The organism is Dactylosporangium sp. NBC_01737, from assembly GCF_035963215.1.
GTDB lineage: Bacteria > Actinomycetota > Actinomycetes > Mycobacteriales > Micromonosporaceae > Dactylosporangium.
This window is the reverse complement of sequence record NZ_CP109153.1, coordinates 13562058-13574862: the sequence shown is the minus strand read 5'-3', so window position 1 is coordinate 13574862 and position 12805 is coordinate 13562058. Positions and strand designations below refer to the sequence as shown.

At 68.2% G+C, this 12805-nt stretch carries 10 protein-coding genes and 3 pseudogenes; 6 read left to right on the top strand and 7 right to left on the bottom strand.

Annotated features, from left to right (window positions below):
- Positions 1 to 15: 15 nt before the first annotated feature.
- Positions 16 to 213 (bottom strand): annotated as a pseudogene (locus tag OHA72_RS62755) (MBL fold metallo-hydrolase); the annotation flags it as partial.
- Positions 214 to 426: 213 nt separating this feature from the next.
- Between OHA72_RS62755 and OHA72_RS62750 the strand changes: the two are divergent.
- Positions 427 to 1461, top strand: coding sequence for a hypothetical protein (locus OHA72_RS62750; RefSeq protein WP_327005500.1), 1035 nt, complete (start codon positions 427 to 429; stop codon positions 1459 to 1461).
- Between the two features lie 354 nt (positions 1462 to 1815).
- On the opposite strand, the gene OHA72_RS62745 is transcribed toward OHA72_RS62750, so the two are convergent.
- The 6 genes from OHA72_RS62745 to OHA72_RS62720 form a co-directional block, all read right to left on the bottom strand.
- Positions 1816 to 2466, bottom strand: a complete 651-nt coding sequence (locus OHA72_RS62745; RefSeq protein WP_327005499.1) for a DUF2637 domain-containing protein — start codon at positions 2464 to 2466, stop codon at positions 1816 to 1818.
- A complete protein-coding gene (locus OHA72_RS62740; RefSeq protein WP_327005498.1) occupies positions 2463 to 2849 on the bottom strand; it encodes a hypothetical protein in 387 nt (128 codons plus the stop codon). Before OHA72_RS62740 ends, OHA72_RS62745 begins: the two co-directional genes overlap by 4 nt.
- Positions 2846 to 3013: a hypothetical protein gene (locus tag OHA72_RS62735; protein WP_327005497.1), complete on the bottom strand. Its 168-nt coding sequence runs from the start codon at positions 3011 to 3013 to the stop codon at positions 2846 to 2848. Before OHA72_RS62735 ends, OHA72_RS62740 begins: the two co-directional genes overlap by 4 nt.
- Before the next feature lie 105 nt (positions 3014 to 3118).
- Positions 3119 to 3709 (bottom strand): MBL fold metallo-hydrolase, encoded by a 591-nt coding sequence (locus tag OHA72_RS62730; RefSeq protein ID WP_327005496.1) that lies wholly within the window; start codon positions 3707 to 3709, stop codon positions 3119 to 3121.
- Positions 3706 to 4392: a maleylpyruvate isomerase family mycothiol-dependent enzyme gene (locus OHA72_RS62725; RefSeq protein ID WP_327005495.1), complete on the bottom strand. Its 687-nt coding sequence runs from the start codon at positions 4390 to 4392 to the stop codon at positions 3706 to 3708. The genes OHA72_RS62730 and OHA72_RS62725 overlap by 4 nt, the downstream gene beginning before the upstream one ends.
- A 34-nt stretch (positions 4393 to 4426) precedes the next feature.
- Positions 4427 to 4861, bottom strand: a complete 435-nt coding sequence (locus tag OHA72_RS62720) for a hypothetical protein (RefSeq protein WP_327005494.1) — start codon at positions 4859 to 4861, stop codon at positions 4427 to 4429.
- An 88-nt stretch (positions 4862 to 4949) separates the two neighbouring features.
- On the opposite strand from OHA72_RS62720, the gene rsgA reads away from it, so the two are divergent.
- From rsgA to uvrC, 5 genes and pseudogenes are all read left to right on the top strand, one after another.
- Entirely contained in the window at positions 4950 to 5975 is a 1026-nt protein-coding gene (gene rsgA / locus OHA72_RS62715; protein ID WP_327005493.1) for a ribosome small subunit-dependent GTPase A, read from the top strand.
- 173 nt (positions 5976 to 6148) lie between these two features.
- A pseudogene (gene uvrA, locus OHA72_RS62710) lies at positions 6149 to 9058 on the top strand (excinuclease ABC subunit UvrA); the annotation flags it as partial.
- 473 nt (positions 9059 to 9531) lie between these two features.
- Entirely contained in the window at positions 9532 to 10041 is a 510-nt protein-coding gene (locus OHA72_RS62705; protein WP_327005492.1) for a Rieske (2Fe-2S) protein, read from the top strand.
- 204 nt (positions 10042 to 10245) lie between these two features.
- The gene (locus tag OHA72_RS62700; protein ID WP_442788469.1) at positions 10246 to 10614 is read left to right on the top strand and encodes a Rieske (2Fe-2S) protein; all 369 of its coding nucleotides are present in this window, start codon (positions 10246 to 10248) and stop codon (positions 10612 to 10614) included.
- An 87-nt stretch (positions 10615 to 10701) separates the two neighbouring features.
- Positions 10702 to 12660 (top strand): annotated as a pseudogene (gene uvrC / locus OHA72_RS62695) (excinuclease ABC subunit UvrC); the annotation flags it as partial.
- Positions 12661 to 12805 lie beyond the last annotated feature (145 nt).

Sequence of the window (12805 nt, the reverse complement as noted above, 5' to 3'; positions counted from 1 at the left end):
GGCAGGACCGGCTGCCTACCAGCCCCTGGCGCGCCACTCCGGCAGCGAGGGCCGCTCCGCACCCAGCGTCGAGTCCTTGCCGTGCCCTGGGTGGAACTCGGTCTCGTCCGGGAACCGGTCGAAGATCTTCGTCGTCACGTCGTTGATCAGCGACTCGAAGTTCGCCTTGTCACCCCACGTGTTGCCGACGCCGCCGGGGAAGGCTCCTGTACCGAGAAGAGGCATGATCAAGTGACGGAGCCTGCTTCAATCACTCACTGGCGACTACGTGATTGTGATTACTGATTGCGACTCCAGACTTTAAGGGCAATCAAGGCGACGGATTGTAGACAATAGGTGGCGATCATCCACCTGATGAGGGAAGATACCGTCCGTAGGTGCCGTATCGCCCCTTGTGCCATAAAAGTCCAATCTCAATCGCCTCGGATGGTGAACGTGCTGGACGGAATTGGATTTAATGCCCTCACCCTTTCGCTGACCGTGATTGGACTAGCGTTTACCGTCATAGGTGTGCTGTATGCGCGATCGGCATTGTATCCGCCTCAGCGTAGATTTGAAGTTACATATGAATCACCGATTGCGCTGGTTGGCGCCTCCCAGTCAGTCGGCGCGCAAATTTCGTTGTATAACGGCGGGTCTGAGGTGGTGGATCCTCACATTCTAACGATTAGGGTGCGTAATACCGGGCGCTTTGATATCACCCAAGACCAGTTTGGCGGAGGCGTCCCGCTGCTACTTGATTTGCAAGCTCCGATTGTCGGCATCACTCTTAATGAGTCCTCTCCAGCAAGCAGGCCGAGTCTAAGAGTGAATCATGACGGCAGTGTTCTACAGCTGGGCCCGGCTCCTGTATATCGAGATCAGGTAAGCACGCTTCGCATCCTAACCTCTTGTCTGCCCCGGATTGATCGAAACTTATTTCAGTACAATTTGATTGACGCGAAATTGAGCTTCAGGCGTCGAGACGATGGAAGGCGCGCCCGCTGGGTTGCGTATCTTGAGTTTGGTGCGGCGCTGATTTTGGCGGTGACAATCGGGGTTATGGCCAGTGAGGTAGCCTCCATGAATGCGGAGAAAGAAGGCCTCACTAAGCAGCTTTCAATATCGCACGAGCGTCTGATCGGGCTGCATCCATCGGTCACATTGTCGCGCTACTCAGCGAAGCCCGGTGTCGAAATTCGCGTTCAGGGTTGGAACTTCACCCCCGGTGCTACATTGGTCTATGTCGTCGACCGGCAATCGTACCAGCAAGTAGTTGCTGATAGTCGAGGGCGCTTTGAGGAAAGATTCTCGATTATCGCGGGGATTCATCCGCGGACGGCTCCGGAAGTTTCGCCACCGACGGCGTCGGTAGCTGAATTCGCTAAGGCGCAAAAGCCAAATACGATATTGGTTTCAGCTCGTGAGACAGAGTCGACTAATCGCGCCTTTGCCGAATTAGAAATCGAAGAGAGTCTCTAAGTCGATCGGGATTTTCGCTTGTGAGCCGCTGTCTACGTGCTGGAGTAGCGTGGTAGACCGGGCGTTCCACTGCAGTGTGGAGACTCGTTCGAGCAAGTGCTTGCGTGGGTGCGGAAGGGGAGCCGGACGGGGCAACGGCCTACGTGGCAGGCCTCTTGGCGAGGGCCAGCACCACGCCAAGAGGCTGGCCGGTCCGCCACCCTCGATGAATTTCTGGAGGGTGTCTATTTCGCCACGTACGACATGCCCGATTGCTGAGACCGATGCCCTCATAGCGCAGGTCCGTACAGGCGTGTCGAAACACTTCGGTGCTGACGTGACCAGCACACCTGGTGAGGCTGACAAATCCGTGAATCAGTCGGTGGTGAGTCCAACGTGCGTATGACCTCCAGGCAATCCGCTGAGAGTTGTGGACAGAAGTCGGCGGATATGTCGTTCTGATAGCCCAAGAGCATCGGCGATGTCCTGGCTGGTGGCGTTCGGACGCTCCAGCCGGATGTTCGCGATAGCCGCAGCGGTGTCCGCCCTCGAACGGCGGCGTCTGGCTGACGGCGTTGTCGCCAGTTGCTTTGGGTTGGGCGCACTCGGGCCGGGGGCAGCCTCCGGGGAGGGCGGTGTTTCCAGCGGGTGTGCCGAGTCTGACCTGCGGGCGCGGGCGAGCATCTCGACCACCAAAAGCAGCGCGACTGCTGGCCATGCTGCGACGATCCGCGCGCCGGCGGTCGGCTCGGCGGCGGCGATGTTTGCGGCGACGCTTGCAGCAACCCCGGCCACGAATGCGATCCGTGCTGACCATCGGACACGTCCGCCGTTGCGCTTGTCGTCGACCATCACGGTTGAGGCGACGATGAGCATCCCGTCCACGGAGATGGGCAACACGTAGGCGACCTCCGGCCGCTCGCCGAACCGCAGGGCGACATGCACCATGTGACTCCACGACGACCACGCAGCGATCGACGCAACGGCCGCTGTGCTGGCGGCGCGCGCCAGCCGCATCGCGTTCATCGGGCGTCCCGAGACGAGGGGCGGAGGCGTGTCCGGATGTCCGCCGCAATGGCCGGGTCAACGGCCGGACATCCGCCGAGGATCAGGGCGCACTGGACATCAGCCCAGCGTGACCACCGGACATAGACCTCTTCCTCAGTGAGTCCGGTCGCGGACGCGACCTCGCCCAGTGACGCACCAGACTCGAAGGCGCGGTGCATGGTGAGCGGTTGCCACCGGCTCCACCACGAAACCACAGCCGCGGCAAGGGCAAGTTCTTCGAGTGCTGCTTCGGCCGGCTCGCCGGCAGGCTTCCGTCGCCGGGTGTGGTTGTACAGGTCCAGCAAGAGTTGGAACGGATTGCGGTCGGCGGCTTCGGCGATTGTCAACGGCGGGGTGCTCATCGGCGCCGTCCTTCGTCCGCGAGGACCGCGAGGATTCCGACGACGCGGCGGAATGCGGCGTACGCCTCGGCGTCATTCGAGAGGGTCCGGTCTTCCAGGACCTCTAGGAGCGTCCGCACCAGTTCGACGATGTACGGGTCGCGGACGACGCGCGTCAGTGGCATGCACGCCACGACCCAAGGCGAAATGCGTGGGATGGATGGAACCGTCATTGTTCAGGAGCTCCTCCGACACAGGAAACAAGGTCGGGGGTCCTGAGCCGACAATGGCTACCAGCCTCTGGCGCGCCACTCCGGGATCGACGGCCGCTCCGTGCCCAGTGTCGAGTCCTTGCCGTGCCCCGGGTGGAACTCCGTCTCGTCAGGGAAGGCACCGAAGATCTTGGCTTCGAGGTCGTCCATCAGAGACTTGAAGTTCGCTGGGTTTGTGGTCCGTCCAGGACCCCCGGGGAACAGGGCGTCTCCGGTCCAGAGGTGGCCGTCGTGGTACAGGGCGATCGACCCCGGTGTATGGCCGACGAGATGGATCACGGTCAGGGCGCAGTCGCCGAGGGAGATGGTGTCGCCGTCGGCGAGGGTGCCCGTCACGACCGGGATTTCCGGGGCGTCGGCGGCGTGCGCGAGCGACGCCGCGCCGGTCGCCTCGACCACGTCCTCCAAGGCCATCCAGTGGTCCTGATGGCGATGCGTGGTGACGACCGTCGTGATGCCGTCGGGGTTGGAGCCGATCAGCTGGAGCAGCCGTTCGGCGTCGTTGGCCGCGTCGATCAGCAGGCCCTCGCCGGTCGCGGTGCACCGCAGCAGATAGGCGTTGTTGTCCATCGGGCCGACGGACAGCTTGGTGAACGTCAGGCTGCTCATTTCCACGCCTCCAGGCTGGGAAGGGCTCCGGTGGAGCTGGTGAGGCCGGTGCCGTGGCCCCGGCCGGTGAGCCACGCGGCGAGCAGGTGCACCGGGCCCGTGACCACGGTGTCGCCGTCGACGGACAGCAGCTTCGTGCCCTCGTCGGAGACCAGGGTCGCCACATGCGGGGTGGCAGGGTCGTGCAGGACGCGCAGCGCGAAGGACGCCGGCCAGTCCGGCGGACCGTACCCGGCGTCGAGGTCGACGTGGTGCAGCTCGACCTCGCAGATGCGGGACCAGACGACGCGGGCGGCCGGCACCGGGCCGGTGGAGCCCCACTCGACGAGCGCGGTCCAGCTCTCGGCGGGTGCCGTGTCGATCGCCTCGCGGAGCAGGTCGCAGGCGGTGGTGAGGTCGGCGAGCTGCTCCTCGTGCGGGCGGAGCGCGCCGGCGGCGATGCCCGCGGCGCGTTCGTCGGGGCTCGCGTACGCAGGGGTCCGCACCCCCGTGCGGGCCCAGGTCAGCAGGTTGCGGTAGGCGTCGGCGTTGCGGGCGAGGTGGGTCACGACGTGGCCGCGGGTCCATCCGTCGCACCGTGACGGGACGGCGAGGCCGTTGCCGTCGAGGGTGCGGACCGTGTCGAGCAGCCGGGCCGTGGCGCGGTCGAGTTCGGCGCTCAGCACGAGCGGATCAGCCGTCACTTGCCCACCGTACCGCCGACCACCGACACAAATCTCAGCGCTGCCGGACCCCCACGGCGGGCGGCAGGTCGCCGACCGCCCAGTGCAGCTCGTCCTCCCAGTCGGCGACGCTGAGGTCGACGTGCTCGAAGCTGAGCCTGGCCCCGATGGGTTTGCCCAGGTAGCCGGCGTACAGGTCGTGCACGACCACCAGTCGCTGCCCGACTGCGGCGGCGGCGGGATCCGCGGACCCGGCGGTCCTGACCTCGAGCCGGCCGTAGATGCCCATGTCGGCGTCGGTGCCGCGCTCCTCGACGATGACGTCGAGGATCTCGTCCTCGGCGCCGACGTGGAAACCGTAGGAGACACCGGAGAAGGTCAGCCAGAAGCGCATGAGCGAGTCGTCCTGGCCGGGTGAGACGTGCCACTGGACGTCTGCCCGGTCCAGGCGCAGTCCGACGGCGCTGGCCAGCACATGCGAGGGGAGCACGCACCCGACGATAACTCCGATATTCGGTTTCGCGGCGTGGACGCGCTACCTACCGTGGAATTCCGAACACGGGTTCGGAAGGATGTTCATGATTATTGACCTGTCGGCCCTGGGCTGGGACGACGCCTACGCCGCGCTGTACTCCGGCCGGTTCGACCAGCCCGGGCAGCGACCGGCGCGGGTCAGCCGCGTCGACCGGGGTGTCTGCACCGCGCTGGCCTCGGACGGGCCGCTGCGGGCGAGCCTGTCCGGTGGCCTGCTGGCGCGCGGCGCCGCGGATCCCGAGTCGCTGCCGTGCGCCGGGGACTGGCTCGTCGTGCGGACCTGGCCGGACGGCAGGCTGACGGCCGAGGCGGTGCTGCCCAGACGCACCGCGATCGTCCGGGCGGTCGCGGGCGAGGAGTCGTTCGGGCAGGTCCTGGCCGCCAATGTGGACGCGGTCGCGGTCGTGGAGCCGGTCGACCCGTCGCCTGACCTCGGTCGTATCGAGCGGCTCCTCGCGCTCGCGTGGGAGTCGGGGGCGCGTCCCGTGCTCGTGCTGACCAAATGTGACCTCGCCGCCGATCCCGAGGCGATCGCCGGGCAGATGCCCGGCGGGGTCGAGGTCCACGCGGTCAGCGCCCGCACCGGGATGGGCGTCGACGCGTTGCGGCCGCTCGTCGCGCACGGCCGGACCTTGGGCCTGCTCGGGCAGTCCGGAGCCGGCAAGTCGAGCCTGGTCAACGCCCTCGCCGGGGCGCAGGTCATGCAGACGCAGACCTTGCGCGGCGACGGCCGGGGGCGGCACACCACCACATATCGGGCGTTGATTCCGATGCCGGGCGGCGGTGCGGTGCTCGACACGCCGGGGGTACGGCTCGTCGGCATGTTCGACACGGTCGCCGGCCTCGACCGGGCATTCGCGGATGTGACGCAGCTCGCGACGCTGTGCAGGTTCGACGACTGCCAGCACGGCGAGGAGCCCGGCTGCGCCGTCCGCGACGCGGTGGAGGACGGCGAGCTCAGCCCGCGACGGTTCGCGAGTTGGCAGAAACTGCAGAAAGAGCAGAAGCTGGCATCGGTACGGCGGCTGAAACGCGAAAGCCGGGACCGGCGACGACTGGCCCGCCCGTGAAGGTGTGCCCTCCGTGAGTTCCGCAGAGGGTTCCCCCGTTCGGGCGCGGAAAATTGTCATACCCCCTGGCTAGAGTTGTCGGCTGGCGCCGAGACGGTGTCCGAATCGGACAAAGTCGCTGCTGCCGGACTCTTTGCCGCTGCTGGCGGGCATATTCACTGCCAAGGGGAAGCATGTTGGATCGTCTGATCATCCGTGGCGCTCGGGAGCACAACCTCCGCGACGTCAGTCTGGACCTGCCGCGCGACGCGATGATCGTCTTTACCGGGCTGTCCGGCTCGGGCAAGTCGAGCCTCGCGTTCGACACGATCTTCGCCGAGGGGCAGCGGCGCTACGTCGAGTCGCTGTCGTCCTACGCACGGCAGTTCCTCGGCCAGATGGACAAGCCCGACGTCGACTTCATCGAGGGTCTGTCGCCGGCGGTGTCCATCGACCAGAAGTCGACCTCGCGCAACCCGCGCTCGACGGTCGGCACGATCACCGAGGTCTACGACTACCTGCGGCTGCTGTATGCGCGCATCGGCGAGCCGCACTGCCCCGTCTGCGGTGAGCTGATCACCCGGCAGACGCCGCAGCAGATCGTCGACCGGGTCCTCGCGATGCAGGAGGGCACCCGCTTCCAGGTCCTCGCCCCGGTGGTGCGCGGCCGCAAGGGCGAATACCTCGACCTGTTCCAGGAGCTGCAGTCCAAGGGCTATGCCCGGGCGCGCATCGACGGCGTGGTGCACCCCCTCACCGAGCCGCCGAAGCTCAAGAAGCAGGAGAAGCACACCATCGAGGTGGTCGTCGACCGGCTCTCGGTGAAGGCGTCCTCGAAGCAGCGGCTCACCGACTCGGTCGAGACCGCGCTGAAGCTCGCCGCCGGCATCGTCATCCTCGAGTTCGTCGACCTGCCCGAGGACGACGAGCACCGCGAGCGGCTCTTCTCCGAGCACCTCGCCTGCCCCAATGAGCACCCGCTGTCGATCGAGGACCTCGAGCCCCGGTCGTTCTCGTTCAACGCGCCCTACGGCGCCTGCCCCGACTGCACCGGCATCGGCACCAAGAAGGAGGTCGACCCGGAGCTGATCGTCCCCGACCCGGAGCAGACCCTCCGCGGCGGCGCGATCGCGCCCTGGGCCACCGGCCACACCCTGGAGTATTTCCTGCGCCTGCTGGAGGCGCTCGGCGCCGAGGCGGGCTTCAACCTCGACACCCCGTGGCGGGCGCTGTCGAGCCGGGCGCAGAAATCGATCATGTACGGGTCGGACGACCAGGTGCACGTGCGCTACCGCAACAAGTACGGGCGGGAGCGCTCCTACTACACCGGCTTCGAGGGCGTGGTCCAGTGGATCGAGCGCCGGCACGCCGACACCGAGAGCGACTACTCCCGCGACAAGTACGAGGGATACATGCGCGACGTGCCCTGCGGCACGTGTGGCGGGAGCCGGCTCAAGCCGGAGATCCTCGCGGTCACCATCGCCGGGCACAGCATCGCCGACATCTGCAACCTGTCCGTCGGTGACTGCGCCGACCTGCTGGGGGCGATGACCCTCACCGACCGGCAGAAGCTCATCGCCGAGCGGGTCCTGAAGGAGATCAACGCGCGGCTGCGGTTCCTGGTCGACGTCGGCCTCGACTACCTGTCCCTGGACCGCGCGTCGGGCACCCTGTCCGGCGGCGAGGCGCAGCGCATCCGGCTGGCCACGCAGATCGGCTCCGGGCTCGTCGGCGTGCTGTATGTGCTCGACGAGCCGAGCATCGGCCTGCACCAGCGCGACAACCACCGGCTGATCGAGACCCTGACCCGGCTCAAGCGCCTCGGCAACACGCTGATCGTGGTCGAGCACGACGAGGACACGATCCGCACCGCCGACTGGATCGTCGACATCGGTCCCGGCGCCGGCGAGCACGGCGGCCGGGTCGTGCACAGCGGCACCTTCGAGGGCCTGCTGACGGCGGAGGAGTCGGTGACCGGCGCGTATCTCGCCGGGCGGCGCAGCATCCCGACCCCGCAGATCCGCCGGCCCCGCACGCCGGGCCGCGAGCTGGTCGTCGTCGGCGCCCGCGAGCACAACCTGCAGAACCTGACGGTGCCGTTCCCGCTCGGCCAGTTCGTCGCCGTGACCGGCGTGTCCGGCTCCGGCAAGTCGACCCTGGTCAACGACATCCTGCACGCGGTCCTGGCCAATGTCGTCAACGGCGCCCGCCTGGTGCCCGGCAGGCACACCCGCATCTCGGGGCTGGACCAGGTCGACAAGGTCGTCGGCGTCGACCAGTCGCCGATCGGGCGCACCCCCCGCTCCAACCCGGCGACCTACACGGGCGTGTTCGACAACGTGCGGAAGCTGTTCGCCGAGACCACCGAGGCCAAGGTCCGCGGCTATGGGCCGGGCCGCTTCTCGTTCAACGTCAAGGGCGGCCGCTGCGAGGCGTGCGCCGGCGACGGCACGATCAAGATCGAGATGAACTTCCTCCCGGACGTGTATGTGCCGTGCGAGGTCTGCAAGGGCGCCCGGTACAACCGCGAGACCCTCGAAGTGCACTACAAGGGCCGCACGATCGCGGAGATCCTCGACATGCCGATCGAGGAGGCCGCCGGGTTCTTCGAGGCGATCCCGGCCATCCACCGGCACCTGAAGACGCTCAACGACGTCGGCCTCGGCTACGTGCGCCTCGGCCAGCCCGCGCCGACGCTGTCCGGCGGTGAGGCCCAGCGCGTCAAGCTCGCCTCGGAGCTGCAGAAACGCTCCACGGGCCGGACCGTCTACGTGCTGGACGAGCCGACCACCGGCCTGCACTTCGAGGACATCCGCAAGCTGCTGCTCGTGCTGCAGAGCCTCGTCGACAAGGGCAACACCGTGATCGTCATCGAGCACAACCTCGACGTCATCAAGTCCGCGGACTGGCTCATCGACATGGGTCCCGAGGGCGGCCACAAGGGCGGCATGGTCGTCGCCGTCGGCACGCCGGAGGAGGTCGCGGAGATCGCCGAGAGCCACACCGGGCAGTTCCTGCGGCCCGTCCTCGGCATCAAGGGCGACGTCGGCGGCACCGCGTCCCACGACCCCGCCGCCCGCGACCGCGCGTCGAAGGCCAACGGGCCGGGCTCGGGGACCGGCCGTTCCGCGTCGACCCGCAGGTCGACCGCGCCGCGGACCCGTTCCACGGCGACCACGGTCGAGCCCGACGACCTCCCGGCCGCCGACGAACCGGCCCCGGCGGTCACCTCCCGCCGCCCGGCCAAGGCGACGAAGGCCGCGGCGAAGGCAGTCCCTGCCAAGGCCGCGGCAAAGGCGGTCCCGGCGGCGAAGGCGGTCCCGGCGGCGAAGCGGGCTCCGGCGAAGAAGGCGGCGGCGAAGGGCTGATCCATCGTGCGCCGCGGGCGGCGTCCGCACCGGCCACCGGTGCGGACGATCGTCGATGGGTCACGCTGCGTGCAGCCTGGCCGGTGACTGCCGGCCGGGTGCCCGGTGGCTGTCCGTCGCGCCGGCCGGAGGGCGCCGGACGGAGGGGCGGGGATGATCGCGCGCTGCTACGGTGGCCGCTGGCAAGGCCTCACCCCTCGGAGGAAGACGTGCCGGTCAAGGACGTGTTCAACCCCTGCTCCGCCCGGCGGGCACTGCTGCTGGGCGCCGGTGCGCTCGGCGTGACGGTGCTGGCAGGCTGTGGCGACGACGAGCAACCCCCGGCGGCCACGGGAAGCCAGGCGGCTCCGTCAGTGGCGCCGACGACCGGGGGCAACCCGTTCGACAACACCGCACCCGCAGCCGGCGCCAGCGACGCGGCGCCGCCGGCGGGCGCGCTCGTGGCCGTGAAGGACGTGCCCGTGGGTGGCGGCGTCATCGCCAAGGAGACGATCCTCGTCGTGCAGGCCAAGCAGGGGACGTTCAAGGCGTACCAGGCCAGCTGCCCCCACCAGGGCATCTTTGTCGACCCTCCGTCGCCGGGCGCGACGACGATCATGTGCCCGGGGCACAACTCCCAGTTCAAGATCGCCGACGGCAGTCTCGCGCGGGGGCCGGCGACGCGCGGGTTGAGCGGCGTACCGGTGAAGGTCCAGTCCGGCTACGTCGTGCAGGCCTGAGTCACCCGCTGTCGGCCGTGGTGACCTGGGCGTCACTCAAGGTCACGCGCGGGTAACGGATTCCCAGATTTCGTTGAGCATTGAACCGTACGCTCCATGATCTATGTATTTCCTGGCGTAGCCAGCAGGCCAACGACCTTGGAGGAGCCTATGAGTGACACGACTCGCCGCGCGGTGCTCGCCGGAGCGGCCGGAATCACGGCCGTGACGGTGCTCGCCGCCTGTGGAGACGACAGTGACGACAGCGGTTCGACGGGGGACAGCAGCACCGGTGGTGCCGCCGCGGGCGTCCTGGCAACCAAGGCCGACATCCCTGTCGGCGGCGGCAAGATCTTCAAGGACGGCGGCGGTGTTGTCGTCACCCAGCCGGAGGTCGGCAAGTTCAAGGCCTTCAGTTCGATCTGCACGCACCAGTCGTGCGTCGTCTCCGACGTCGCCGCCGGCGCGATCAACTGCCAGTGCCACGGCAGCGCGTTCTCTGCGGCGGACGGCTCGGTGAAGAACGGCCCGGCGACCAAGGGCCTCACCGAGAAGACCCTCAAGATCGACGGGGACAACATCTCCCTGGCGTAGCGGCCTTCGTGGTGTGACGGGAGCAGGGCCGGCCGAGAGGGGGCGGCCGACCCCGTTTCTGTCGTACCCCCCGGATAGTCTCGAAGAGTGCCAGATCCGTCCACGTATCGACCCGCGTCCGGGACCATTCCGGACACGCCGGGGGTCTACCGGTTCCGCGATCCGTCGGGCCGTGTCATCTACGTGGGCAAGGCGAAAAGCCTCCGGCAACGACTCAACTCGTATTTCGCCGACGTGTGGACGCTGCACGCCCGCACGCAGCAGATGGTCACCACCGCCGCGAAGGTCGACTGGGTCACGGTCGCCACCGAGGTCGAGGCGCTGCAGCTCGAATACAACTGGATCAAGGAATACGACCCCAGGTTCAACGTCCGCTACCGCGACGACAAGAGCTATCCGTATCTGGCGGTCACCCTCGACGAGGCGTATCCGCGCCTGCAGGTGATGCGGGGCGCCAAGCGCAGGGGCGTGCGCTACTTCGGCCCCTATGCCCACGCGTGGGCGATCCGCGAGACCCTCGACCTGCTGCTGCGCGTGTTCCCGGCCCGCACCTGCTCCTCCGGAGTGTTCAAGCGCGCCGGTCAGATCGGCCGCCCCTGTCTGCTGGGCTATATCGGCAAGTGCTCCGCGCCGTGCGTCGACCGGGTCAGCGAGGACGAGCACCGCCGGATCGTCGAGGACTTCTGCGACTTCATGGCCGGCAAGACCGACACGATGGTCAAGCGGCTCGAGCGGGAGATGTTCGCCGCGTCCGACGAGCTCGACTTCGAGCGCGCCGCTCGCATCCGCGACGACCTCGGCGCCCTGCGCCGGGCCGTGGAGAAGCAGGCGGTCGTCCTCGGCGACGGCACCGACGCCGACGTGGTCGCGTTCGCCGACGACCCGCTCGAAGCCGCGGTCCAGGTGTTCCACGTGCGCGGCGGCCGGGTCCGCGGCCAGCGCGGCTGGGTCGTGGAGAAGACCGAGGACCTCAGCGCCGGCGACCTCGTCCACCATTTCTGCAGCCAGATCTACGGCGCCGAGGCCGGCGCCGACCCCGCCGACCTGCCCAAGGAGCTGCTCGTCCCGGAGCTGCCCGCCGACGTCGACGCACTCGCCGACTGGCTGAGCAAGCTGCGCGGCAGCCGGGTGGCGATCCGCGTGCCGCAGCGCGGCGACAAGAAGGCTCTCGCCGAGACCGTCGCCCGCAACGCCGAGCAGGCCCTCCAGCAGCACAAGCTGCGCCGCGCCGGCGACCTGAGCACCCGCAGCAAGGCCCTCGAGGAGATCGCCGAGGCGCTCGGCATGCAGACCGCCCCGCTGCGCATCGAGTGCTACGACGTGTCCCAGATCCAGGGCACCGACGTCGTCGCCAGCATGGTCGTCTTCGAGGACGGCCTGTCCCGCAAGAGTGAATACCGCCGCTTCGCGGTCAACGGCGCGACCGACGACGTGTCCGCCCTCTCCGAGGTGCTGCGCCGCCGGTTCGCCCGCTACCTCGACGCCAAGGTCGAGATCGACGAGCTCGCCGCCGCCGACCTCACAGCCGACGACGTCGACCCGTCCCGCCCCGGCATCGACCCGACCACCGGCCGCCCCCGCAAGTTCGCCTACCCGCCGCAACTGGTCGTCGTCGACGGCGGCCAGCCCCAGGTCAACGCCGCCGCCCAGGTCCTGCTCGACCTCGGCATCGACGACATCACCATCTGCGGCCTCGCCAAGCGCCTCGAGGAGGTCTGGCTCCCCGAAGACGAGTTCCCGGTCATCCTGCCCCGCGCCTCCGAGGGCCTCTACCTCCTGCAACGCGCCCGCGACGAGGCCCACCGCTTCGCCATCACCTATCACCGCCAGAAGCGCTCCAAGCGCATGACCGCCTCCACCCTGGACAACGTGCCCGGCCTCGGCGAGATCCGCCGCAAGGCCCTGCTGCGCCACTTCGGCTCCTTGAAGCGCTTGAAGGCCGCCAGCATCGACGAGATCGCCGAGGTCCCCGGCATCGGCCGCCGCACCGCCGCCGCGATCCTCGCCGCCCTCAACGGCCCCCCACCCACATCCCCGCCGCCCCCAGCTCCGTCGCCCGACGCACTCCCGTCGCCAACCGCACACCCGGCGTCAGACCTCCCGTCCGCAGCGCTGCCGTTCGCGGCGCCGGCGTCCACGGTCCCGGCAGAGTCAGATAACCTTCCGGCGTCGGGTGCGCTTCCGGCGTCGA